Origin of the sequence: Luteibacter sp. 621 (genome assembly GCF_050435445.1) — a bacterium.
GTDB lineage: Bacteria > Pseudomonadota > Gammaproteobacteria > Xanthomonadales > Rhodanobacteraceae > Luteibacter.
The window spans coordinates 1-22,417 of record NZ_JBNDKI010000026.1; the positions used below are offsets into that span (position 1 = coordinate 1).

At 66.1% G+C, this 22,417-nt stretch carries 23 protein-coding genes; 15 read left to right on the forward strand and 8 right to left on the reverse strand.

Translation table 11 applies throughout. The features are described 5' to 3' along the window. Positions 1 to 308: 308 nt before the first annotated feature. On the forward strand, positions 309 to 1,073 hold the full coding sequence (locus ABIE56_RS20570; RefSeq protein ID WP_429245672.1) for an SDR family oxidoreductase: 765 nt from the start codon (positions 309 to 311) through the stop codon (positions 1,071 to 1,073). 13 nt (positions 1,074 to 1,086) lie between these two features. Further along, positions 1,087 to 1,962: a hypothetical protein gene (locus tag ABIE56_RS20575; RefSeq protein ID WP_429245673.1), complete on the forward strand. Its 876-nt coding sequence runs from the start codon at positions 1,087 to 1,089 to the stop codon at positions 1,960 to 1,962. 146 nt (positions 1,963 to 2,108) lie between these two features. On the opposite strand, the gene dusB is transcribed toward ABIE56_RS20575, so the two are convergent. The 8 genes from dusB to ABIE56_RS20615 form a co-directional block, all read right to left on the reverse strand. Next, positions 2,109 to 3,095 (reverse strand): tRNA dihydrouridine synthase DusB, encoded by a 987-nt coding sequence (dusB, locus tag ABIE56_RS20580; RefSeq protein ID WP_429245674.1) that lies wholly within the window; start codon positions 3,093 to 3,095, stop codon positions 2,109 to 2,111. A gap of 902 nt (positions 3,096 to 3,997) precedes the next feature. After that, on the reverse strand, positions 3,998 to 5,290 hold the full coding sequence (locus tag ABIE56_RS20585) for a S8 family serine peptidase (RefSeq protein ID WP_429245675.1): 1,293 nt from the start codon (positions 5,288 to 5,290) through the stop codon (positions 3,998 to 4,000). Then, a complete protein-coding gene (locus ABIE56_RS20590; protein WP_429245676.1) occupies positions 5,287 to 5,928 on the reverse strand; it encodes an anti-sigma factor family protein in 642 nt (213 codons plus the stop codon). The genes ABIE56_RS20585 and ABIE56_RS20590 overlap by 4 nt, the downstream gene beginning before the upstream one ends. Beyond that, positions 5,925 to 6,503, reverse strand: a complete 579-nt coding sequence (locus ABIE56_RS20595) for an RNA polymerase sigma factor (RefSeq protein ID WP_247432988.1) — start codon at positions 6,501 to 6,503, stop codon at positions 5,925 to 5,927. The genes ABIE56_RS20590 and ABIE56_RS20595 overlap by 4 nt, the downstream gene beginning before the upstream one ends. Positions 6,504 to 6,569: 66 nt before the next feature. Continuing rightward, positions 6,570 to 7,361, reverse strand: coding sequence for a TorF family putative porin (locus tag ABIE56_RS20600; RefSeq protein ID WP_429245677.1), 792 nt, complete (start codon positions 7,359 to 7,361; stop codon positions 6,570 to 6,572). Positions 7,362 to 7,415: 54 nt separating this feature from the next. Continuing rightward, on the reverse strand, positions 7,416 to 7,817 hold the full coding sequence (locus ABIE56_RS20605; protein ID WP_429245678.1) for a c-type cytochrome: 402 nt from the start codon (positions 7,815 to 7,817) through the stop codon (positions 7,416 to 7,418). A 19-nt stretch (positions 7,818 to 7,836) separates the two neighbouring features. Further along, a complete protein-coding gene (locus ABIE56_RS20610; RefSeq protein WP_429245679.1) occupies positions 7,837 to 9,186 on the reverse strand; it encodes a cytochrome C in 1,350 nt (449 codons plus the stop codon). Between the two features lie 38 nt (positions 9,187 to 9,224). Beyond that, complete coding sequence (locus ABIE56_RS20615) at positions 9,225 to 9,779, reverse strand: cytochrome b (RefSeq protein ID WP_429245680.1); 555 nt, start codon at positions 9,777 to 9,779, stop codon at positions 9,225 to 9,227. 151 nt (positions 9,780 to 9,930) lie between these two features. On the opposite strand from ABIE56_RS20615, the gene ABIE56_RS20620 reads away from it, so the two are divergent. From ABIE56_RS20620 to ABIE56_RS20680, 13 genes are read left to right on the forward strand one after another with little or no spacing between them, the layout of a single operon-like run. Next, positions 9,931 to 10,368, forward strand: coding sequence for a sugar 3,4-ketoisomerase (locus ABIE56_RS20620; RefSeq protein ID WP_429245681.1), 438 nt, complete (start codon positions 9,931 to 9,933; stop codon positions 10,366 to 10,368). Beyond that, complete coding sequence (locus ABIE56_RS20625; protein ID WP_429245682.1) at positions 10,353 to 11,018, forward strand: acetyltransferase; 666 nt, start codon at positions 10,353 to 10,355, stop codon at positions 11,016 to 11,018. The genes ABIE56_RS20620 and ABIE56_RS20625 overlap by 16 nt, the downstream gene beginning before the upstream one ends. An 11-nt stretch (positions 11,019 to 11,029) precedes the next feature. Then, positions 11,030 to 11,953, forward strand: a complete 924-nt coding sequence (locus ABIE56_RS20630) for a hypothetical protein (protein WP_429245683.1) — start codon at positions 11,030 to 11,032, stop codon at positions 11,951 to 11,953. Further along, complete coding sequence (locus ABIE56_RS20635; protein WP_429245684.1) at positions 11,946 to 12,878, forward strand: GNAT family N-acetyltransferase; 933 nt, start codon at positions 11,946 to 11,948, stop codon at positions 12,876 to 12,878. Before ABIE56_RS20630 ends, ABIE56_RS20635 begins: the two co-directional genes overlap by 8 nt. Next, positions 12,878 to 13,993 (forward strand): DegT/DnrJ/EryC1/StrS family aminotransferase, encoded by a 1,116-nt coding sequence (locus tag ABIE56_RS20640; protein WP_429245685.1) that lies wholly within the window; start codon positions 12,878 to 12,880, stop codon positions 13,991 to 13,993. The genes ABIE56_RS20635 and ABIE56_RS20640 overlap by 1 nt, the downstream gene beginning before the upstream one ends. Next, positions 13,990 to 15,246, forward strand: coding sequence for an O-antigen translocase (locus ABIE56_RS20645; protein ID WP_429245686.1), 1,257 nt, complete (start codon positions 13,990 to 13,992; stop codon positions 15,244 to 15,246). Before ABIE56_RS20640 ends, ABIE56_RS20645 begins: the two co-directional genes overlap by 4 nt. Continuing rightward, positions 15,243 to 16,166: a glycosyltransferase gene (locus tag ABIE56_RS20650; RefSeq protein ID WP_429245687.1), complete on the forward strand. Its 924-nt coding sequence runs from the start codon at positions 15,243 to 15,245 to the stop codon at positions 16,164 to 16,166. Before ABIE56_RS20645 ends, ABIE56_RS20650 begins: the two co-directional genes overlap by 4 nt. After that, a complete protein-coding gene (locus ABIE56_RS20655) occupies positions 16,163 to 17,296 on the forward strand; it encodes a hypothetical protein (protein WP_429245688.1) in 1,134 nt (377 codons plus the stop codon). The genes ABIE56_RS20650 and ABIE56_RS20655 overlap by 4 nt, the downstream gene beginning before the upstream one ends. A 13-nt stretch (positions 17,297 to 17,309) precedes the next feature. After that, entirely contained in the window at positions 17,310 to 18,209 is a 900-nt protein-coding gene (locus tag ABIE56_RS20660; RefSeq protein WP_429245689.1) for a Wzz/FepE/Etk N-terminal domain-containing protein, read from the forward strand. Beyond that, positions 18,169 to 19,005: a class I SAM-dependent methyltransferase gene (locus ABIE56_RS20665; RefSeq protein WP_429245690.1), complete on the forward strand. Its 837-nt coding sequence runs from the start codon at positions 18,169 to 18,171 to the stop codon at positions 19,003 to 19,005. Before ABIE56_RS20660 ends, ABIE56_RS20665 begins: the two co-directional genes overlap by 41 nt. Positions 19,006 to 19,031: 26 nt before the next feature. Next, on the forward strand, positions 19,032 to 20,192 hold the full coding sequence (locus tag ABIE56_RS20670) for an amidohydrolase family protein (RefSeq protein WP_429245738.1): 1,161 nt from the start codon (positions 19,032 to 19,034) through the stop codon (positions 20,190 to 20,192). After that, positions 20,192 to 20,893: a class I SAM-dependent methyltransferase gene (locus ABIE56_RS20675; protein ID WP_429245691.1), complete on the forward strand. Its 702-nt coding sequence runs from the start codon at positions 20,192 to 20,194 to the stop codon at positions 20,891 to 20,893. Before ABIE56_RS20670 ends, ABIE56_RS20675 begins: the two co-directional genes overlap by 1 nt. A gap of 9 nt (positions 20,894 to 20,902) precedes the next feature. Continuing rightward, positions 20,903 to 22,408, forward strand: coding sequence for a B12-binding domain-containing radical SAM protein (locus ABIE56_RS20680; RefSeq protein ID WP_429245692.1), 1,506 nt, complete (start codon positions 20,903 to 20,905; stop codon positions 22,406 to 22,408). Positions 22,409 to 22,417 lie beyond the last annotated feature (9 nt).

The window sequence follows — 22,417 nt, forward strand, 5'->3', positions numbered from 1 at the left end:
TGGGGGGTGGGCGCGGGGGGCCCGCCCCCCCCCCCCCCCCCCCCCCCGCCCCGCCCGCCCGCGGCCCCCCCCCCCCCCCCCCCCCCCCCCGCCGGGGGGGGGGGGGGGGGGGGGGGGTGGGGCCCCCCCCCCCCCCCCCCCCCCCCCCCCCCCCGCTCCTACATGTGCATGGCAAGGTTTTACAAACCCCGCACAACGATTGGTGCCCTCAGGGCAACGCGCCATAGCCGGTGCCGCGACTTCCGGCGACGCCACGCCGGGCCTAGCATCGACGTCACGAAACCCGTGGCCAGAAGCGGAGGTGGCCCATGAAGATCGTGGTGATTGGCGGCAACGGCCTGGTGGGCCGACAGGTCGTGGCGCTGCTGCGCGGCGACAGCCATGACGTTACCTCGGCATCACGCAGCACAGGCGTCGATATCATCAGTGGGGCCGGGCTGGATGCGGCGCTCGCGGGAGCTGAGGTCGTCGTGGATGCCAGCAACGCGGCACCACCTTACGGCGAGGCGTCGTATGCCTTCTTCGCGACCGGTGCCCGCAACCTGCTCCATGCCGGGCGGCGCGCCGGGGTGGGCCACCACGTATCTATCTCCGTGGTGGGTACCGACCGGCTTGACGATAGCCCGTATTTTCGCGGGAAAGCCCATGCCGAGGCGATGATCCGGGGCTCGGGCGTGCCGTACACGATCCTGCATGCCACACAGTTCTACGAATTCCTGCTGGCTATCGTCGAGGCCGCTGTTACGGAGCAGGTGCTGCGGTTGTCGCCGGCGTTTATCCAGCCTGTCGCCTCATCTGACGTGGCCGAGGCCATGGCGGCCATCGCCGTGGACAGCCCCATCAATGCCAGCCTGGAGCTGGCTGGCCCCGAGCGGGAACGTATGTCCGATCTGGTGCGGCGCTTCGTGGGCGACATGGAGTCGCCGTTCGATGTGATCTCGGATCCGGCCGCACTTTACTTCGGCGCGCGGGTCGATGAGGCCTCCCTCGTGCCGCGGCGGGACGCGCGCTGCTGCACCATGCCGTTCAATACGTGGCTGCGCCGTTCCGAGTACGCTCGGGCAAATTGGTGAAGAGACCGGACCCATGAAGCGCATCCTCATGCAGAGCACCATCCCACCGACGGCCGATGACTGGCACATCGGCCGTTTCTCACTACTTCGGGAGACGCTGGCCACCATGGTCGGTGCCGACGGCAAGCCGTTGTTTGAGGTTACGGCGCGCGATCGCGATCCGGTGGGCGCGCCTGATAGCGTGCTCTCCACGTTGGATACCTCCGCGTATGACCAGTTGTGGCTGTTCGCCGTGGATGTCGGCGACGGCCTGACACCTGACGACTGCGAGGCGATCGGCCGCTTCCGTGAGCGCGGAGGCGGCATGCTGGTGGCACGTGACCACATGGACCTGGGCAGTTCGGTATGTACCCTGGGCGGCGTGGGTGCCGCGCACTTCTTCCATTCGAAGAACCAGGATCCGGACACGAGCCGGCACCAGAACGACGACACCATCACCACCGCGATCCAGTGGCCGAACTATCACTCCGGTGCGAACGGCAATTTCCAGGAGATCGAGCCGGTGCTGCCCCTGCACCCCGTGCTGCGCAATCCGGAGGCGGCCGATGGCGTGCTTCGTCTCCTTCCGTCGCACCCGCATGAGGGCGCCGTGGGCCAGCCCGCAGGCGACGATACCGCGCGAATCATCGCCACCGGCAAGAGCGAGCTGACAGGGCGCACATTCAATATCGCCGTGGCGTTCGAGCCTCACGGCGGCACGGGCCCCGCGGTGGCGGAATCCACGTTCCACCACTTCGCGGACTACAACTGGGATCCGGGCCTTGGCGCGCCGAGTTTTGTCAGCGAGCCGCCGGGCGACGCGCTGGCGCACTCCGCGGAAGCGCGGCGCTCTATCCGCCGCTACGCGCAGAATATCGCACTGTGGTTGTCAGGTTTCCCGATCCCGTAAGCATGAGAGGGGCATCTGTTTAGGAGCGCGCTTGCGCGCGATCGCGCGCAAGCGCGCTCCTACAAAAGGCAAGGCAGATCACGCAGCAAGGCAGATCAGGCAGCAAGGCAGATCAGGCAGCAAGGTAGATCAGGTCGTGAGGCAGATCACGCAGCGAGGGATACGCCCGCGGCCAGCGCGTCGAAGTATTCGCGCGTGAGGCGCAACTGGGTCGCCGCGTCTTCAGCCTTGTTCACAACGTGGCGGAAGGCAGCGTTCTCCGCGCGGTCCTTCGCGTACCAGCCAAGGTGCTTGCGAGCGATGCGCACGCCCATCACTTCGCCATAGAACGCGTAGAGGTGTTCGAGATGGCCGACCAGGATGTCGCGCACTTCGGTGGGCGTTGGCTCGGCCAGGTAACCGCCCGTTTCCAGGTGATGGGCGATCTCGCGGAAGATCCACGGCCGGCCTTGCGCACCGCGGCCCACCATCACGGCGTCGGCGCCGGTGAGCGCGAGCACTTCACGCGCGCGATCGGGCGTGGTGATGTCGCCGTTCGCCAGCACGGGGATGGAGACGCTCGCCTTTACGGCAGCGATGGTGGCGAACTCCGCCTCGCCCTCGTATTTGTCCGCGCGCGTGCGCCCGTGCACGGCTAGTGCGGCGATGCCGGCATCCTGGGCAATGCGGGCGATGGTCAAGGCGTTACGGTTATCCCGATCCCAGCCGGTACGGATCTTCAGCGTGACCGGAATATCGACGGCCTTCACCACGGCATGAAGGATGCGGCCGACCAGAGGCTCATCCTGCAGCAGCGCCGAGCCGGACCATACGTTGCAGACCTTCTTGGCCGGGCAGCCCATGTTGATATCGACGATCTGCGCGCCGTTATCGGCGTTATAGCGCGCCGCCTCGGCGAGCATGCCCGGGTCGTAGCCGGCGATCTGTACGCTGACAGGTTCAGGTTCACCTTCGTGATCCATGCGCCGCAGCGACTTACGGGTATTCCACAGGCGCGGATCGGCGGTGGTCATCTCGGACACGGCGAGACCGGCCCCCATGCGCTTGCACAGGAGCCGGAACGGCTTGTCGGTGACGCCGGCCATGGGCGCGAGGACCACGGCGGGCGCGATGGCATAGGGGCCGATACGCATAGTGGCGCGATTTTACCCGATATGAGATCGCGGCGTTGTCAGGGGCTCCCGCTTGCCCGGCAACTTACCGGCAACGCAGACGTAAGGCTGTCTGCCCTGTGACCGCTTCGCAGTTCGTCGTACGGAGTGGTATCCATCACGAAGTACTCCAGATTGTCGGCATTGCGAACAGCAGTTAACTTGTCCTGTACCGCCAGGTCTTGCGGTCGACCTAAAGGAAGCAGCCCCCGGGCCGTCGACGTCTATCACCAGCTCCCCAGAGCTGATGTCTGTTTGCTCCAGTCGTCTGGCCTGGTTGCTACTAGTGCGCGCCATGCTCACGTTACGCTTTATCGCTGCGTAACGAATGGAGAACACGCCACCGTTTCCGAAGTCGTAAGCGTCCGCGATATTGACTACCCTGCTTACTGATTCGTGTGGCGCGATCTCGACGAAGTGAGAGTCGCGAATAGGACCCCAATGATCGCGGGCGCCGACGTAGCGAACGGGATTCCCGGAAGAATCAAACACTTTAATAAAATCTGATGAGGGGAGCTGATCGTCGCGACCAAAAGGGGACTCTGGCCGATAGATGTAGTCCGGCTCGTCAGTGTGGTTGGTGAACACTACGAGGATCTCAATATTCCCGCGCGTGCTTGGTGCAGCCGTTCTATGTAGGGTGACGGTGAGCGCGTCGGATGCGTGCGTATGTAACGGTATTGCGAGCGCGATCCATGCCGCAATCAAAGCGAGGTGTTTCATGAGTCTTCACGGTAGTGGGTTCCGAGACGCATGATTCCGGGGGGCCACGCCCGCCGCTATAGAACAATTCTGAAAGTGCACCTTCCGCTCCGCGGAATGCAGCTTTGTTCGCAGAATCAGATCAAGGAGACAAGATTTCAGAATATTCGCCTTGACGGCGTCTATCGGCGCGCAATGTCTTTCTTGGTGATCGCGTTAACTGCTGCGGCGGCGTCCACTTGTACCAATCCACCGCTGGTTCCGCTCGTGCGTAACAGGATGTCTCGCACGGCTGGCGCATTGAGGCCGGGAGCCACGGAGAGCAGCAACGCGACGATGCCACTGACGTGGGCGGTGGCCATGGAGGAGCCCGAGGTGAAGTCGTAGCCGCCGCCGGGCTGCGTGGTGAGGATGTCGTTGCCTGGCGCGCTGACCACGCCGGGTGGGGCAGGGCCCGTGGCCGTGGTGCGGACGACGATCACGCCAGGGGCGCTGTCAGGAAAGCCGCGTGGGTCGCCGTTGGGCGGCAGGGCCGCGATGACGATGCGGCCCTGGGAAAGCAACTGGTCGAGGAGCTTGCCGAGCAACGGATCCGCCGGGCCGCCGAGGCTCAGGTTGATGATCCGCGCATCGGTGTCGTTCACCGCAGCGAGCGCCTTGGCCAGCGTGAAGGAGTTACAGCGTGCGCCGCTCTTCGCATCGGCATACCAGCAGGCCTTGTACACGCTCACTTCGGCCTTGGGCGCCATGCCCACCATGCCCTGGTGGTTGTTGCCGACGGCCGCGATGATCCCGGCCACTTCGGTGCCGTGCCGGTCGGTGGCGAAGGCGTTGTCGTGGTCGGAGACCTCATCGCGCGTATCGGCGATGTGGCCTTTCAGGTCGGGGTGCGACACATCCACACCGGTATCGACCACGGCGACGTGTACGCCATCACCCTGGGTCACCGTGTGCGCTTCGGCGGCGTGGGTTTCCACGAAACCACGCTGCAGGTCGGTGTATGGGTCGTTGTAGTGAGCCTCGTCCTGGTCCGAGTACACCGCGTATTCCTGCAGCGGTTGCGCCAGTTCCACGCGCTGGTCCTTCGCCAGCGCAGCGATAAGTGCATCCCGGTCGATGCCGGCGGGAGGACGAAGCACGATGCAGTACACGCCCAGCGCGCGGATGGGCCAGCCGCCCACTTCGTTCCAGCCGTACTGGCGGCGCAGATCGGAAAGCAGGGAGCGCGCACGCTGACCGGCACCGTAGTTCGGTGCTGGCGCGTAGCCGAGCAGGCTGGAGCCCGCGTGCGTGGCGGCGGGTTCCAGCGGGTTGGAGACGGCAAGCACGATATCGCGTGAGCTATCCATGCCCGCCGCCACGCTCGTTGCGGCGTTCGCAGGCTCTGGCGCCGTCATCGCGGCGCCAGAGGGGCGCGTGGCGGCACAGCCCCCCAGGGCCAACGCCGCCAGTAGCACGAGTACGCGTTGCTTCATGGCGTCCCGGTGACCGGTTCCGCGAAGCGGATGCCCGCGGTGGTGCGCAGGCGGTCGGAGGCCTGTTTCGCTCCCACCGCGGCGTCTTCCGATACCACGGTGTAGGCGCCCACGCCATTCGGTCCATCCACCACACGCAGGTGTTGTGCCTGCAGCAGCGCGTTCCAGGCCGACATGTTCATGCTCTTGTCCGGCACCACGTGGATCGCGCCGGCGGGTGCGGCAGGGGCGGCATCACTGAGGGTCCGGTAGGGGCCGGTTGGCGCATCGGTGGACCACAACTTCAGGCCAAGCGCGCCAAGCCCGATCGCCTGCAGCACGACGGCGGCGACGAGGCTGCGCAGCAGCCAGCCATGGCTGGCGGCGCGCGGCTCGGGCTGCACTTGCGGGTCATCCACATCCAGGCGGGCGAACAGGCGCTGCAGGCCCTGCTCGGGATCCAGGTTCACGGTGGGCGGCAACTGCACGGCGCGCGCGAGCTTCCGCTGCTGCTCGAATTCGTCGCGGCAATCGTCGCAGGTGGCAAGGTGGCTATCGAGCCACGCTTCCTGTTCGCGGCTGGCGGTGGCCTGGAGGATCCAGGGCATCGCTTCCCAGGCGCGGGCACAATCCCTGCCGGCTGGGGTGGGGCGGGTCATGGCAGTTTCTCCTTGGACGTGGCCGTTTCGCCGGCCAGGCCCGGTAGTACGTTGCGCAGTTTCACACGCGCATGGAACAGGCGCGCCTTCACGGTACCGACGGGGCATTGCATGATCGCCGCCACGTCGTCGAGCGAATGGCCAATGCCGTAAACCAGTTCGACCACCACGCGCTGGTCGGCCGAGAGCCGCTCCATGCCACGTCCCAGCCAGTCGCGCAGTTCGCGATCGTCGCCCGGGTCGTGCGAGGGGATCCGGTCTTCCGGCACGCTGTCCTCATCGACCGGCTCGCTGCCGTGCTGGCGCAGCGATTTCAGGCCGCAGCGGTACGCGATGCCCATGATCCAGGTGGATACGCGCGATTCGCCCTGGAAGCTGGCCGCCTTCTGCCACACGATCCAGAAGCAATCGTTGATCACTTCCTCGATGATGTCCGCGCGGCGGGTAAGACGGGCCAGGAAGCGGGTGAGCCGGCCGTGGTACGCCCGGTACATCACCGTTAGCGCGGCACGGTCGCCCGCGGACATCCGCTGCAGGAGCAGGCGGTCATTGGCGTCGGTATCGGCCTGGGTCATGGCTGTGGTTTACGTGGGGTGCCTGGACCGTAAGTGCGTGCGGAGGGCCCAATGGTTGCCATGGCATCAGAAGGTGCGGGCCAGGGTGGCCACCCAGGGGGAAACCCTCTGTTCACCCTGGCTGCGCTCGCGGTTCGTGAAGACATGCATGAGTTCCACCCGCCAGCCGTCGTTCTGCCATACCAGCCCAGCGTGGCCGTAGCTGTAGCGGTTGGCCTGGCTGTCCTGATAGTACCTGCCGTGATAGTACCGGTACGGCGGCACAAGGTATTGCGCCAGGCCGATCCCACCCGTGGCCGAGACGTGCCAGGCCAGGGGCCAGCGGAACCCCACATCGGCCGCGCCGCGCGGGCCGCCGCCGCGGTGGGCAAGCTGGATGGCGGAGACGCCCATGGTGAGCACATCGCGCCAGAGCAGGCTCACGCCCAGCTCGGTGCGGTCATAGGTGCGGGTACCGCTGGAGCTGCCGGGGTAGCGGTAATCGAGCAGGCCGGCCTGGAGCTGCCAGTCGTCGCTGAGCGACCAGGATTTTGCGACCTGGGCCAGGGTCTCGGCGATGCGTCCGGGCGAGCGGGTCTGGTAGCTGGCCGAGGCGCCGATGGACCAGCCATCGCGGGTGACCCAGTTCACGCCGCCTTGCACGATAGGGGCGGGGGGGGTGATCGCCACGCCGCGATCGACCAGCTGAGAGCTGACGGCGACGGTACCACCCCAGTCGCCCGCCACGGCCTGTGTCGGTTGCAGCAGGCACGCGGATACGGCCGCGGCGACGGCCACGCGCAAAGTCCACCGCGACGGCGATGCGTCGCGGCGGGCCGTGGGCTTGCCTGGCCTGCCTTGGGTCAGGTTGTCCGCCATCACATCATCTTTTACTTGGCCCGCCCTGGTGGCGTGGTCCTGGCGTTGGCTGCCTCAATGCAGCGTGGCGAGGTAGGAAAGCAGGTCGTCCAGATCCTTCGCGTTATCGAGGCCATCGTATTTCATCTTGGTGCCGGGGTTCGCCTGTTTCGCCGGCTGCGATAGGTACGTATGTAACTGTTCCGGAGTCCAGGTCCAGCCGATGTTCTTCAGGGCATCGGAGTAGTTGTAATCGGGCAGGCTGCCCGATTTGCGGCCCACGATGCCGAACAGGCTGGGGCCTTTCTTGTTGCGGCCCTGGGCCACGGCATGGCATTCGGCACATTCGGACTTGAACACGTCCTGGCCTGCCTTCGCGTCGCCGGCGGTGGCTGGCAGCGATGCCAGCAGCGAACCCGCGATGAGGCCCGCGGCCAACAGGCGCGCGGGCAGGGTGGGGAGGTTTGGGGGAGTCACGCTTCGTGTTCCTGGTGGGCTAGAAGGCGATGCTTGCGGAAAGGGTGAAGGCGTTCAGGTCGGAGGCGTCGACGCCGCGTACGCCAGGCGGAGCACCGAAGATGTTGGAGCCGCGGCCATTGAAGCGGGCGACGCGGAACCAGGTGGCGGCGAGCTTCAGGTTGCCCTTGGTGATCCAGCTATCGTCCTTGCCGAACGGCGCCCAGGTAAGGGTGAACAGGTTGATCGTGCTATCCGGGTTGCCGAACGGTGGGTAACGCACGTCGCTCTGGCTACCCGTGCTCTTTAGCTGCGACACCTGTATGCCGTAGGTCTGTTTGAACGTGTAGGTCACCGAGCCGACCTGGTCGCGCGCCGAGCCACGGTTCGAATCGAGCGAGCCTGGCACGAACGGGTTGGCCAGCGGCGTACCGTACTTGCGGCGCTCGTAGATGTTCACGTAGCTGGCTTGGACGATGTGCTCGCGGTTGCCCAGGTACTGGTAGGTCAGGTCGTAACCGAAGTCATCGATGTCGTCCTTCGATGCGCCACGGGGCAACTCGCGCTTGGTGGTAAGTGCCACGACGCCTGCGGAGAAGAACTGCGAACGCATGTCCTTCATGTACGCGAAGCGAAAGTACCCTGTGTCGCTCAACTTGCCGGGGTCGCCACCCACGTTGTAGCCGAGATCATCCTGCGTGCTCCGCTGCAGCGAGCGGTAGGTGCCCGCTTCGGCGTACCAGACCTTGTCGTACAGCGCGTACACACTGGCGCCCACCACACGGTTGGTCAGCGTGTTGGGTGCGCCTGGGCTCAGCAGCGTGCCCGTGGCGCCACCCGGCGCGAGGAACGAGGCGTTCGGCAGCGCGGCGATCGGGTCCTGGAAGCCCGGGCTGTTGTTCACGGTCACGCCGATCGTCGTGTCCTTGCCAGCGATCTTCAGCTCCTTCGCCACGTAACGCAGGTCGATATTGCTGAGCCGCGTGTTGTACGTGTTATGCCCGGTGTGGTCGGCCTCGACCTTGATATAGCCGCCCACGTTCTCGGTGAGCCTGCCAGCCAGGTATAGGTCGCCTTCGGTCAGCGTGGTATCGCTGGGGCCGGTCTTGGGGTTCACATGGCTCTCGGTGATCTGCGCGGCCACCGGGATCTTGGTGCCCTGGCCGTCGGTATCGGTATAGCCATTCAGTTTGAAGCGCATGCCGTACGGCGTGAGCGCCGGGCCATAGGCACCTGCGTGGCAATCGGCGCAGGCCGAACCGGTCTGCCGTGCGTAGGCGGGAATGGCCTGCGCGGTGTGGCTCACCAGGGAAAGCACGAGCGCAAGGGCCGCCCACCACGCGGCGTGGCCGGAAGCGCGCGGTCGACGTCGGAACGGTAACGGTGGCATGGGGCGGAACTCCTTGTGGTTTGGGGGCCAGCGGGCGCTTACGCGCCCTTGCGTGGCCACATCCGGTGCAACAGGCCGTCGCGGCGGCCGAAGTGGTGGAAAAGGGCAGCGCCGATGTGCAGGCAGACCAGGGACAGCAGCGCCCAGGCCGCGTCGATATGCAGTGCCTGTAGTCGATCGGCGAGGTCGTCATCCGGTGCCACCAGGCGCGGCAGCGTGAGCCCGAAGAAATGCACGTCGTGATCGGCCGCGCTGCTCATGGCCCAGCCGACCAGCGGCATGCCAAGCAACAACAGGTAGAGCGCGATATGGGTGGCCGCAGCGGCGGTATGCATGAGCCGCGGCATGGGAATGGGTGGGAGCCTCGCCGTGCGCATGCGCAACACCACGCGGACAGCGAACATCACCAGTACGAGCAGGCCAAAGTGGCGGTGGCCTTCGAGTAACCACATGCGCAGGCTGCGCCCGGATACCTCGTCACGCAGCAGGATGAGCGCCGCAGCGCTTACGACGCAGACGACGGTGAGCCAGTGCAGCACCCGCAAGGGGCGCGGCCACGGTACCGGTCGTTGGTCTTGGGTGTTCCAGGCCATGCAGGGCGATCCCCTTCGGCGCCCGCCAGCCGGGCGACGCATGGCCATGAGTGCCGGCCATGGCACGGAAAGGTTGCGCGGCGGCCTCCGCAACCTTTCCCGCCGCGCCTTGCACTCATTCGAAGACCACCGCGGCACGCCGGGATTCGCCATGGATATAGCTCGCATACCTTTCCAGATCCACGGCGATAGCCGCGGCATGCTCGTGGCGCTCGAGGGCATGCGCGATGTGCCGTTCGATATCCGACGGGTTTATTACATCTTCGCCACGGCTGAAGCCGTGCGGCGCGGGCAGCACGCCCACCGCACACTCACCCAGCTCGCCGTGGCGGTGCGTGGCTCGGTGACCTTCCTGCTCGATGACGGTACCGGACCGGCCGAAGTCACCCTGGATGACCCGGCAAGCGGCGTGTTGATCGGCCCGATGGTGTGGCGCGAGCTGCACCACTTCAGTGAGGACTGTGTCGTGATGGTGCTCGCGGACCAGCTCTACGATCCGACCGATTACATCGCGGACTACGAGCAGTTCCTGCAGGAAGCCAATGCACTCACGTTCCCGGGAGTCGCCGCCGCATGGCCCGGCCGCTAGTTCTGGTGGGGGCGGGCGAGTTCGCGTTGATTGCCCGTGAATACTTCACCCACGATGCGGGTCGCGACATCGCGGCCTTTGCCGTGGAGCGCGCATGGCTGGATCGTGATGCGATCGACGGCACGCCGGTGGTGGCCTACGAAGATATCGAGACGATCTACCCACCCGACGAGGTGGATGTGTTCGTTGCCATCCCCGCGAGCGGCCTGAACCGCCTGAGGACGCGCTTCTACCTTGACCTCAAAGCCCGCGGTTACCGCTTCGCCCGCTACATCAGCTCGCGCGCCTTCGTGTGGCGCAACGCGACCGTCGGCGAGAACTGCTTCATCTTCGAGGAGAACGTGGTGCAGCCGTTTGTCACGATCGGTGACAACTGCATCCTCTGGAGCGGCAACCATATCGGCCACCGCACGGTGATCAGGGATAACGTGTTCATGGCGTCGCACGCCGTGGTGTCCGGGTACTGCGAGATTGGCGAGAACAGCTTTATCGGCGTGAACAGCACGTTCAACGACAAGGTGCGCGTGGCCGCCGATAACATCATTGGTTCCGGCGCGCTGGTCGTGCGTGATACCGAGCCCGGGCTGATCTATGTGGGCTCGCCGGCCAAACCGCTGCCCGGCAAGCGCAGCCTCGATGCGGTGCTCTAGGGAGCGCGCGCATGACGGCATGGATCAAGCGAGGCCTGGTGTTCGATACCCTGCGCCAGGGCGTGGGTGGCTGGATGCGCCATTCGGCGCTCACCCCCACCCCGTGGCGTAGGAAAGACGGCAGCATTCGCGTTTACGCGAGTTTTCGCGATGACGAAGGGACGGGGCGGATCGGCTTCGTGGACCTGCAAGCGGGCCGGCCCCGCGACGTCGCACGCGTCAGCGAGAAGCCTGTACTCGATGTAGGGCGCGGTGGCTGTTTCGATGACAACGGCATGATCCTCGGTGACCTGGTGGATGCGCCCGGCGGCTTGCACCTGTTCTACGTAGGGTTCCAGCGCGTCGCACGGGCCAAGTTCCTGGCCTTCTCCGGGCTCGCCCTTTCGTCGGACGAGGGTGAGACCTTCGCCCGCGTGCAGGAAACACCCGTGCTCGATCGCGCGCCCGGTCGCAGCAGCATTGCCGCGATTCACTCCGCCATGTACGAGAACGGACGCTGGCGCCTGTGGTATGCCGCTGGCGATGGCTGGGAGCTGATCGGCGGCCAGCCGTATCCCCGCTACCACATTCGTTATATGGAAACGGATGACCTGCACGGCGCACCGTTGCGTGACGAGGTGTGCCTGCTCCCGCAAGGCCAGGAATACCGCATCGGTCGGCCGCGTGTTTATCGGGATGGCGACGGCTACCTGATGTACTTCACGCGTGGCGACACCCAGGGCGGTTACTTCCCGGGATGTGCCACCAGCATGGATGGCATTCACTGGGAACGCCACGACGAGCGTTTTGGGCTGGCGCTATCGGAGCAGGGCTGGGATTCGCGAACCATCTGCTACCCGGCGCTGCTTGCCGACGGTGACCGCACGCTCATGTTCTACAACGGCAACGACATGGGCGTAGATGGCTTCGGCCTGGCGGAGGCGGACCATGCTTAACGTCAGATGCTACACACGCGCCGACGAGGCCCGCTGGAACGCCGTGGTTGCCCAGTCGCGCAATGGCACGTTCCTGCACAGCCGCGCCTATATGGACTACCACGCCGATCGCTTCACCGATGCCTCCCTGGTGCTGGAGGACGACGGTGAGGTCGTGGCGGTGCTCGCTGCCAACCGCGACGGCAGCACGGTGTGCAGCCATGCCGGCCTCACCTACGGCGGCCTGGTCGCGCTGCGCTCACTGCGCGCTGAGCGCACCCTGGAGGCGTTCGAGCGCATCGGTGACCATTACCGCCGCGAGGGGATAAGTCGCTTCGTCTACAAGCCGGTGCCCCACGTCTTCCACACGTTGCCGGCGGAGGAAGACCTGTACGCACTGCACCGGCTGGGTGCTTCGCTCACGCGTCGCGACCTTTCATCGGTGCTGGCGTTGGGCGATTCCCCGGCCATGAACACCATGCGGCGACGTGCCGTGGCCAAGGCGCGCACGGCCGGGGTGGCCACGCGCGTCGGCACGGAGATGGCGCCGTTCCATGCGATGTTGGCCGACGTATTGCTCCGACACGATGCCACGCCGACGCACAGCCTGGCCGAGCTGGACCTGCTGCGCTCGCGATTCCCTGGCCAGATCGTGCTGCATGAGGCGCACCGCGGTGACGAGTTGCTTGCGGGCGTCGTGATCTACGACTTCGGCCATACGGTGCATACCCAGTACCTGGCGGCTTCCGCCGCGGGCCGTGCCTGTGGTGCCCTGAGTTTTCTCCTCGCCGAGCTGGTCGGCGGCGTGTATGCCCAGCGGCCGCGCTTCAGCTTTGGCATATCCACGGAAGACGAGGGCAAGGTGCTCAATGGCGGCCTGGTGGCACAGAAGGAATCGTTTGGCGCCAGGGCCGTCGTCCACGATCGCTACGAGTGGGTACTGTGATGGACGTACCCTTTCTAAGCTTGCGCGATGTGAACAGCCGTCATGCCGATGAACTGAAGGCGGCCGTCGCACGGGTCATCGATTCGGGCTGGTACATCCTCGGCGAGGAGCTTGCCGCCTTCGAACGCGAGTTTGCGGCATATTGCGGCGTTCGCCACGCCATCGGTACTGGCAACGGCCTCGATGCACTGTCACTCGTCCTGCGCGCCTGGCGCGAAATGGGCGAGTTGGTGGAAGGCGATGAGGTGATCGTGCCCGCGAACACGTTCATCGCCAGCTTTCTTGCCATCACGGAGAACGGGCTGCAGCCTGTTCCTGTCGAGCCCGATCCGCGGACGTTCAATATCGACCCCGCGCGTGTGGAGGCGGCCATCGGCCCGCGGACCCGCGTGATCATGCCCGTGCACCTGTATGGGCAGTTGGCCGACATGGGTGCGATGGCCGAGATTGCCGGCCGCCGAGGACTATTGCTGCTTGAGGATGCCGCACAGGCGCATGGTGCTGTGCACACGGGTACCCGCGCTGGTGCGTTTGGTCATGCAGCGGCCTTCAGTTTCTTTCCCACGAAGAACCTTGGCGCCCTGGGGGATGCCGGCGCGGTGGTGACGGATGATGACCAGCTCGCGACCTACGTTGCCGCGTTGCGTAACTACGGCTCCGAGGTGAAGTACGACCACCCCATGCGTGGCATTAACTCGCGCCTGGATGAAATGCAGGCCGCGATCCTTCGCGTGAAGCTTCGCCACCTGGATGCGGATTCCGCGCGTCGTCGCGCCATTGCTGCGCTCTATCGCGAAGGTATTGATCACCCCGGGATCCTCCTGCCTGCTGTGGCCCGCGAGGAGGCTCATGTCTGGCACCTTTTCGTCGTGCGCTGCGCGTGGCGCGATGCGCTGCAGAGGCATCTGCACGCGTTGGGCATCCAGACCCAGGTGCACTACCCGGTGCCACCCCACCACCAGGCCGCCTACCCGGAGCTTGCCCACCTGCGGCTCCCCGTCACGGAACAACTCCATGACGAGGTGCTGAGCCTGCCCATGAGCCCGGTACTCAGCGACGCGCAGGTGGCCCAGGTCGTCGCGGCGTGCCGCGCCTTTGCGGAGGCGGCGGCATGAACATCGTGCGTGCTGGCGCCTGGTCTGCCCTGGGCACGGCGGCACGCCTGGCGGCCGCGCTGGTGGTTGTGAAGCTGGTGGCGTGGCTGGCCGGCCCCGTGGGCGTGGGCAAGCTCGGGCAATTCATGAGCCTTATGTCCTTGCTTGCCGTACTGGCCGGCGGCGGCATTAGCGCGGGCATCGTGAAGTACGTCGCCGAGTACCGCGACGATCCCGAGCGCCTGTCGCGGTTGCTTGCCTCGGCGCTTGGCTATGCCATGGCCGCGTCATGCACCATGGCGTGCTCGGCGCTGTTGTTTGCGCGGCCGCTCGCGGTGTGGCTGTTGGGTGATCCTGCCTATGGGAGCCTGATTCGCGTGCTGGCCGTCGCACAGCTCGGTATCGCCCTGGTGAACTATGTGCTGGCGGTCATCAATGGGTTCATGGATGTGCGTCGGCTGGCGCTGGTACAGGTGCTGGGTTCGTTGCTCAGCGTGGCGCTTGCGTTATGGTTGGCGCGCTGGTTCGCGCTGTATGGCGCGTTGCTCGCGGTCGTGCTGGGGCAGCTATTCTGGCTGCTGGTTGGCCTGCCGGCGTGGTGGCGCAGCCCGTATTTCCAGCGCGGTATGCTCAGCATGCGCTTTGATCCGGAGATGACGCGCCGGCTGGCGGCGTTCTCGCTCATGAGCCTGTCGTCGGCGTTGCTCCCGCCGCTGGTCAATATCGCCGTGCGGGATCACCTGGCCGGTGCCTACGGCTGGGAACAGGTGGGCTACTGGCAGGCCGTGACCCGGGTCTCCGATGCGTACCTGCTGTTCTTCACGACAGCGATCAATATCTATTACCTACCCAAGCTGGCCTCGACGCAGGATCGCGCGGCGCTCGCGACGGAACTGCAGGGCGCCGCACGCATCCTGCTACCGGCGGTGGCGGCAAGCGCGGTGGTGATCTATGCGCTGCGGGGCTGGATCACCCGCCTGCTGTTCAGTGTGGACTTTGCCCCCGCGAACGATCTGTACGCGCCACAGCTGGTGGGCGATGTCGTGAAGATCGCTGCCTTCGTCCTGTCGTACATGATGTTGGCCAAGGCGATGACGCGGCTCTTTGTCATTTCTGAGTGCGTGTTCGCTGCAAGCTATCTCGTGCTGGTGTATGTGTGCACGTCGCGCTTCGGCCTGCCCGGTGCGATGTTCGCCTTCGCACTCAACTACGTCGCCTACCTGCTGTTCAACCTGGTGGTCGTGCGTCGCTACCTGGGGAGGCTGCCTGCGTGATCACGCTGCCGCTCGTCTCGATCCTCATCCCGGCGTACAACCACGAGGCCTTCGTGGAACGCTGCCTGGATAGCGTGCTGGAGGACCCGTACCCGGCCAAGGAGATCGTGATCATCGATGATGGTTCCACGGACAAGACCAGCGAGCGCATCCAGGCGTGGATCGCCCGGCACGGCCACGAGGTGACGATCGAGTTTGCACAGCGTGCAAACAAGGGCATCACGGCAACGCTGAATGAGCTCGCCGCGCGGGCGCACGGCGAGTTCTTCCGGCTGGGTGCGAGCGACGACTACCTCTTGCCCGGCGGCCTTGAGGCACAGGTGGGCTACTTGTTGCGGCACCCGCGCAAGGGCGCGGTGATCGGCGACTCCGTGGTGGTAGATAGGGAAGGGAGGCTATTGCACGCCAGCGGGATGACTGACCTGCACGGCGCGGACAAGCGCCTGTATGGCACCGACCAGGGCATTCGCCGCGCGGTGATCACGCGCTGGGCGGTGGGCGGTCCGGTGGCGCTGCTGCGCCGGAGCGCGCTGGAAACCGTGGCGCGCTGGACCGAGGGGTTGCGCATCGATGACTGGGACCTGTTCCTAAGGCTGGCGGCGAGCGATGCGCTCGGGTTTATCGATACCCCGGTATGCGCGTACCGCCTGCATGGTGCCAACCTAAGCAAGACCCGGCACCGCGCGACGCGCATTGTGAACCTGGAAGAATCGCGCGAGGTGGCGATCCGCCGGATGGGCCTGTTCGACGAACCGTGCCGCACGCTGCTGCGTGCGCAGATTCATTACATCGGCGCGAAGGTGGCGTTCCTGCAAGGCAAGCCGGCGCGGGTGGCGCTGCGGCTCGGCTGCTATGCGCTGCTACGTGGGTGGGCCGCCATCCGCCCGTCTGCGGCACATCCGCGGCCGGAGGAAGCATGAGGGCCCTGCTGCGCATGCCTTCCACGTACATCGCGTGGCCGCTCTTGCTGGCCTGCGCCGTCACCGGTGCGATCTTCCATCTGCCTGACGGGTATGCCCCGGGCTTGCTGCTCCTGGTGCTTGGCGCGGTGTGCATCGTTATCTGCGATTTCATCGGCCACGACCGGCTGCCCGCGTGGCAGGCGCTGCGCGAACGCGACTATGCGCATACCCGCGATGGCTTTCTCGGCCTGGCCCTGGCCGGCGGTGTGCTCTTCTTCTGCGCGCTGGACCTGGCGCTGTTCCCGGTGGCGCTCATCCACGATCCCTCCATGTACGCGACGATGGAGGGCGGCCACGAGCATATCCGGCGCATTTCCGACCTGTGCTGGATCCTTCCGGTGATTGGCATGCTCTGCACGCACAACCGGCCGGTGCGCTACGCGCTGGTGGCCTGCGGGTTGTTGTTCCCCGTGCTGGTGGTCGATCGCAACCGGATCTTCGCGGGGGTGGCCGCGCTGGCGCTGGTGATGATTTTTCGGCGCGACCCCGCCAGGCCGTTGCCATGGCGGGGCGTGGTGCTGCTCGGCGTGATCGGCATGGCAGCGTTTTCCCTGCTGGGGATGCTGCGCTCGGGGTCCGTGGCCACCGTGGCGTTGCCGTTTGGTGACACCTATAAATCGGCACCCGCCGGCATCCAGTGGCTGCTGCTCTACATCAGTGCGGGGCCCTACAACTTTGCCTCCATGGTGGCAAAGGGTTACCACAATCCCGATTTCCTGATGAACCAACTCGTACCGTTGCGCGGTTCCATCGCCACCTTCGGCACGGATATCCCGCTCGATGCCTCCAACGTGAACGTGGGTACCGAATTCCTGCCGTTCCTGCTCGCATGGGGTCCGCTGGGTGCCATGGCGGCGCTGGTTGCCTTGTACTTGTTGATGCGCTGGAGCGTACGGCGCGTCGCCGCGTCGCGGTCGTTGTTCTCGCTGCTCATCTTCCTGCGTATGGCTTACGTGTGCCTCATGGCGCCCTTCGCGCCGCAGGCTTTTATCTGGATGAACTTCGGCTTCATCGGGCTCTGCCTCGTGTTGCAGGTCGTGGCCGTGTGGTTGCCAAGGCGTCGCTTGTCCCTTTCCCTCTCTCATTGATGACGACATACCCATGCAGAACGACGAGGTCTACCTGATCGATATGTGGCGGCTGCTGAGCCGGCAGCGCTGGTGGTTCATCGGCGTGTTCGCGGTCGTGCTCGTGCTGGTAGCCGGCTATCTGGCAACGGCGAAGCGACAGTGGGAGGTAGATGCATGGATCCAGATCGGCCAGGTGGGGTCGGCGCCGACGGGGCAGGATCCCAAGGTGGAATCACTGTTGCGCGTGATGGAGCGCATGAAGACCGATGCGTTCAAGGATGAAGTGCTCGCGGGGATCGGCCTGCCGTTGAAGGGGCCCGAGGCATCGCTCTACCGCGCCAGCATGAAGTTCGACCCGCAGCCCTACGCGAATCTTCTGCACGTGACGGTGCGCGCGTATTCGCCCAGCGATGCCCGCCAGCTCGCGCTGGCCACCGTGGCGCATTTGCAGGCGATCCACCAGGCGATAGGTGCGGGGCTGTTCGCCAGCGCCCACCAACGCCTGGCCGAAATCGATGGTGAGCTGAAGGCGGCCATGGCCGACCGCGAGCGCCTGCGCGGCGAGCTTGCCGGCTCCCATGGAGAAGGCGCCCTGGCCAGCTTCTCGCTGGCGGGTACCGATGAGGGCATTCGCGACCTGCAGCAGGCCCGTAACGAGATCAGCACGCGGCTGGCCAGGAACTACACCTACGAAACCTCCATGCCCTGGCCGGTCCACGTCTCCGATTTCCCCGTGGCACCGATGATCCCGCTGGTCGGCGGGCTGGGCGTGCTCGGCGGCCTGTTCCTTGGCGTGCTGGCGGCGATTGCCGCCGATGCGCGGCGCCGTTCAACCGCAGTGCCCGCTACCGGCACTCACTGGGCAGGTAACCGGCACGGCGGAGAACACGATGAGTACGAGGCACGACCTGGCAACGCCGACGCCGCTTGATATCCGCCTGCGCGAGACGCAGGAGGCCTTTGACAGCGTGGCGGCCGATTACGACGGGCCGCGTGGCAACAACGAATTAATCCAGCGCATGCGCCTCACCCTGTGGGCCACCGTGCGCCAGGAACTCCCGGCCGGCTCGCGCCTGCTCGACCTGGGCTGCGGCACCGGCATCGATGCGGTGGAGTTCGCACGCAGTCGCTTCCAGGTCACCGCCAGCGACTGGTCGCCGCGGATGGTGGAACGGACGCGCGACCGCGCCGAGGCCGCCGGCGTGACGGAACGCCTCGACGCCGTGCATGTCGGCGTGCAGGAACTCGACCAGCTGGAAGGTGAGTTCGATGGCATCTACTCGAACTTCGGCCCGCTTAACTGCGCCCCCGACCTGGCCCAGGTAGCCGCGCAGTGTGCGCGCCTGGTCCGCCCGGGCGGCACGCTGGTTTTCTCGGTGATTGGCAGGGTGTGCCCCTGGGAAGTAGGCCACTACGCGGCGCGCGGGCGTTTCCGCCGTGCGCTCGTGCGTGGCGCCCGTGGCGTCACGCCAGTGGGGATGAATCGCCACACCATCTGGACCTACTACTACTTTCCCCGTGAGTTCTACAAAGCATTTGCCGAGCACTTCGCGCTGAGCCGCTACTGCGCGCTGAGCCTGTTCCTGCCGCCGCCGTACATGGTCGAGCGCACCCGTCGCCATCCTGCGTTCTATGAGCGGCTGGGTCGCATGGATGATCGCCTGGGTGGCCTGCCGCTGTTGCGCGACATGGGCGACCACTTCCTCATCGTGATGCACCGCCGTTGAGCAGCCGGCGTGCCACCGGAGCGGTCCTGCGAGGCGCCGCGTCGTTGACCGCTCACGGCGTGTCGCGCCATGCGCCCGCGGTGAGCGGTGCGCGTTTCGCCGCGCGCCCGCCGCACGGCGCTGTCGAGATCGACCTTCGCGGCCAGATCGTCGTACCGGGCCTGATCAATGCCCACGAGCACCTGCAGGTGAACTGCGTGCCGCCGCTGCCGGGTGGCGTGGTATTCCCGAACAGTTACGCGTGGATCGATGCGTTCCAGGCGCACTTCGAACATCCTGGGGTCAAGGCGGCGCTCGCCGTGCCGAAAGCGATACGGCTCCGGCATGGTGCGCTGAAAAACCTGTTAGCTGGCACGACCTGCGTGGTGCACCACGACCCCTGGCATGACGTGCTGGATGCGCATGATTTTCCCGTAGGGTTGCTTCGCAACCACGGCTGGAGTTATGCGCTGGGTGGTCCCGCCTATGGGCCGCCCGTGCAGCAAAGCTATGCCGCCACACCGCCGGATCGGCCGTGGATCATCCACCTTGCCGAAGGCAGCGATGCCACGGCGCGTGGGGAGCTCGATGCGCTGGATGCGCTGGGTTGCCTGGGTGCGAACAGCGTCCTGGTGCACGGGGTCGGACTGGGCGAAGAAGGCATGGCTCGGGTCGTGGCGCGCGGGGCGGCCGTGGTGTGGTGCCCGGCAAGCAATCGCAACCTGCTGGGTACGACGCTCGATCCACGGGCGCTCGTCGCCGCCGGCCGCCTGGCGCTCGGCAGTGACTCGCGGCTATCCGGTGCGCGCGATCTGCTCGATGAGATGTGCGGGGTCCGCGAACGCGACGAGCTACCGGCGGCGGCCTTGTTGGGCACGGTCACCACCGATGCCGCGCGCATCTTCGGCCTGGCGACGCACGGCACCCTCGATGAAGGCGTCGGCGCGGACTTCATGGTGGTCGCCGACCGTGGTGCGGCGGCGGTGTCCGCGCTGGAAGGCGTGCGGCGCGCCGATCTGCGGGCTGTCGTTCGCGGCGGCCTTCCGCGGATTGCCGATCCCGACCTGGCCCACTGGTTCGACGCGGCAGGCATCGATACCGTCACCGTGACCCTGGATGGCCGGCCGAAGCTGGTAGACGCGCGACTGGCCGATCCTGCCGTGATGGCGCTGGAAGCGGGCTTCGAACGCTCGGGGAAGGTGCACTGATGGCCGATGCGCCCGTCCTCGATCCCGCACCGGCGTATGCGCTGTGGGCCGCCAGCTATCCGGCACATGCGCACAACCCGCTCATGCATGCGGAGGAGCGGGCGATGCTCGCGCTCATGCCGTCACGCCTTGATGGTCAGCGCGTGGTGGATGCCGGTTGCGGCAGCGGTCGCTACCTCCGCCATGCCCTGGCGCGCGGTGCGACGGCGCTGGTCGGCGTGGACCTCTCCGCGCCCATGCTCAGCAGGGCCGCCGCGTCGCTCGGGGACGCCCCGGCGGCCGCGAGCATCGCGCTGACTGAGGGCGACCTGGCTGCGTTGCCCCTTCCTGACGCGAGCGCCGACGTGCTCTTGTGCGGGCTCGCGGTGGGGCACGTGGCCGACCTCGATGGCGTGCTGGGCGAATTCGCGCGCGTTGCGCGCAAGGGGGCAGTGCTGCTGGTCAGTGATTTCCACCCCGTGGGCAGCGCGCTTGGCTGGCAACGCGATTTTCGGGCGGATGGGCAACGTTATGCCGTGCGCCACACCACTCACTACTACAGCCACTGGCATGCCGCGTGCGTGCGCGCCGGCCTGGCCATCGATGCGGTGGCCGAGCCAATGCTCGATCCGGCGGATATCCCCGCTGGCGCACGGTTCGACCCCGTGGCCCTGAATGTACCGGTCGCGCTGGTGATGCGCCTGCGCCGCTTTGCTAGCTGACGAGCCCCCATGTCCCACACCTTGCTGGTAAACCCGACCATCACCTCTCGCCAGGGCGCCCGCTTCCCGCTGGCGCTGCTCAACCTGTCGGCGGCGCTCGACCGCCGTGGCGAGAGCACGATCGTCGATGGCAATGTCGATCGCGACATCGTGGACGCGACGCTGCGTGCGATCGCCGGAAAACGCGTGGATGCGGTGGGGATCAGCGTGATGGGTGGCCCGCAGATGGCGCCATCCATCGCGGTGTCGAAGGCCATTCGCGAGCATCACCCGCACCTGCCGATCATTTGGGGCGGCTATTTCCCCACGCTCTACACCGATACCGCACTCTCCGCGCCCTATGTGGATTACGCCGTGCGCGGGCAGGGCGAGGAAACCATGCCCGACCTCATCGCCGCGCTGGGCCGGCCCGGCCGCGATGTCTCACGTATCGCGGGAATGTCCTGGAAGGACGCGGAAGGGCACGTGGTACACAACCCTAACCGCAAGTTCCACCTGGATGACCCCGGCATCGTCTTGCCGTATGACAAGCTCGGCGATCCGCGCCGCTATCTGGCGCGCACCTTCCTCGGTCGCCGCACGGCGGCGCACCAGGCGGCGATCGGTTGCCGCTTCCGCTGCACCTTTTGCGGCGTGGCAGCCATGTTTGGCGGTACCACGCAGTTGCCCGCCGCGGCACGGCTGGAGCGGGATCTCTCGTACCTGAAGTACGAACTGGGGGCGGACTCCATCCAGTACTTCGACCACAATTTCTTCGATCGCGAAGAAGACATGGTGCCGTTGCTCGAAGTCATGGCGAAGATGGAGTTGCCATGGTGGTGCTACGCCCGCTCCGATGCGCTGCTGAAGCTTTCGGAGAGCAGCTGGAAGCTGGTGCGCAAGAGCCGGCTGAAGATGGCCTATATCGGCGCGGAATCGCCGAGCGGCGCCATGCTGAAGGAGATTCGCAAAGGCACCCGCCCCGACCAGACCCTGGAGGTGGCGGAGCTGTGCCGGCGCCACGGCGTGATCCCCGAGCTCTCCTTTATGGTCGCGCCGCCGGAGAACACCGAGGAGGAAACCGAGCATACGTTTGAGTTCATTCGCGAGCTCAAGCGGATCAATCCAGCCTCCGAGATCATCGTCTACATCTACACGCCGCTGCCGGAGGGCAGCAAGCACGAGAAGGACCGCGGCAAGCGCGCCTCCATGCCATTGCTCGACTTGCATGGCGAGCCGATGGTCTTTCCTTCATCGCCGGAAGAATGGACGGAAAAGCGCTGGGTGGATTACGCGTGCCACGCGGATGCACCCTGGCTCACCGATGATCTGCGCCGGCACATCCAGGATTTCGTCACGGTGCTGCGTTGCCGCTTCCCCACCGTGCAGGATATGCGCTCGCCCTCGTGGGCCAAGCGCAGCTTGAGCGCGCTGGCTGCGTGGCGTTATCACCGCCGCCGTTACGACAAGCCATGGGAACTGAATCTGGCCAACCGGTTGGTGAAGCTGCGCCTGCCGCAGGTCTCCGGCATCTAGGCGGCGCTG

Coding starts and splice junctions, on each gene's coding strand:
- ABIE56_RS20570 (WP_429245672.1), top strand. CDS start 309: ATGAAGATCGTGGTGATTGGCGGCAACGGCCTGGTGGGCCGACAGGTC.
- ABIE56_RS20575 (WP_429245673.1), top strand. CDS start 1,087: ATGAAGCGCATCCTCATGCAGAGCACCATCCCACCGACGGCCGATGAC.
- dusB (WP_429245674.1), bottom strand. CDS start 3,095: ATGCGTATCGGCCCCTATGCCATCGCGCCCGCCGTGGTCCTCGCGCCC.
- ABIE56_RS20585 (WP_429245675.1), bottom strand. CDS start 5,290: ATGAAGCAACGCGTACTCGTGCTACTGGCGGCGTTGGCCCTGGGGGGC.
- ABIE56_RS20590 (WP_429245676.1), bottom strand. CDS start 5,928: ATGACCCGCCCCACCCCAGCCGGCAGGGATTGTGCCCGCGCCTGGGAA.
- ABIE56_RS20595 (WP_247432988.1), bottom strand. CDS start 6,503: ATGACCCAGGCCGATACCGACGCCAATGACCGCCTGCTCCTGCAGCGG.
- ABIE56_RS20600 (WP_429245677.1), bottom strand. CDS start 7,361: ATGGCGGACAACCTGACCCAAGGCAGGCCAGGCAAGCCCACGGCCCGC.
- ABIE56_RS20610 (WP_429245679.1), bottom strand. CDS start 9,186: ATGCCACCGTTACCGTTCCGACGTCGACCGCGCGCTTCCGGCCACGCC.
- ABIE56_RS20615 (WP_429245680.1), bottom strand. CDS start 9,779: ATGGCCTGGAACACCCAAGACCAACGACCGGTACCGTGGCCGCGCCCC.
- ABIE56_RS20620 (WP_429245681.1), top strand. CDS start 9,931: ATGGATATAGCTCGCATACCTTTCCAGATCCACGGCGATAGCCGCGGC.
- ABIE56_RS20625 (WP_429245682.1), top strand. CDS start 10,353: ATGGCCCGGCCGCTAGTTCTGGTGGGGGCGGGCGAGTTCGCGTTGATT.
- ABIE56_RS20630 (WP_429245683.1), top strand. CDS start 11,030: ATGACGGCATGGATCAAGCGAGGCCTGGTGTTCGATACCCTGCGCCAG.
- ABIE56_RS20635 (WP_429245684.1), top strand. CDS start 11,946: ATGCTTAACGTCAGATGCTACACACGCGCCGACGAGGCCCGCTGGAAC.
- ABIE56_RS20640 (WP_429245685.1), top strand. CDS start 12,878: ATGGACGTACCCTTTCTAAGCTTGCGCGATGTGAACAGCCGTCATGCC.
- ABIE56_RS20645 (WP_429245686.1), top strand. CDS start 13,990: ATGAACATCGTGCGTGCTGGCGCCTGGTCTGCCCTGGGCACGGCGGCA.
- ABIE56_RS20655 (WP_429245688.1), top strand. CDS start 16,163: ATGAGGGCCCTGCTGCGCATGCCTTCCACGTACATCGCGTGGCCGCTC.
- ABIE56_RS20660 (WP_429245689.1), top strand. CDS start 17,310: ATGCAGAACGACGAGGTCTACCTGATCGATATGTGGCGGCTGCTGAGC.
- ABIE56_RS20665 (WP_429245690.1), top strand. CDS start 18,169: ATGAGTACGAGGCACGACCTGGCAACGCCGACGCCGCTTGATATCCGC.
- ABIE56_RS20675 (WP_429245691.1), top strand. CDS start 20,192: ATGGCCGATGCGCCCGTCCTCGATCCCGCACCGGCGTATGCGCTGTGG.
- ABIE56_RS20680 (WP_429245692.1), top strand. CDS start 20,903: ATGTCCCACACCTTGCTGGTAAACCCGACCATCACCTCTCGCCAGGGC.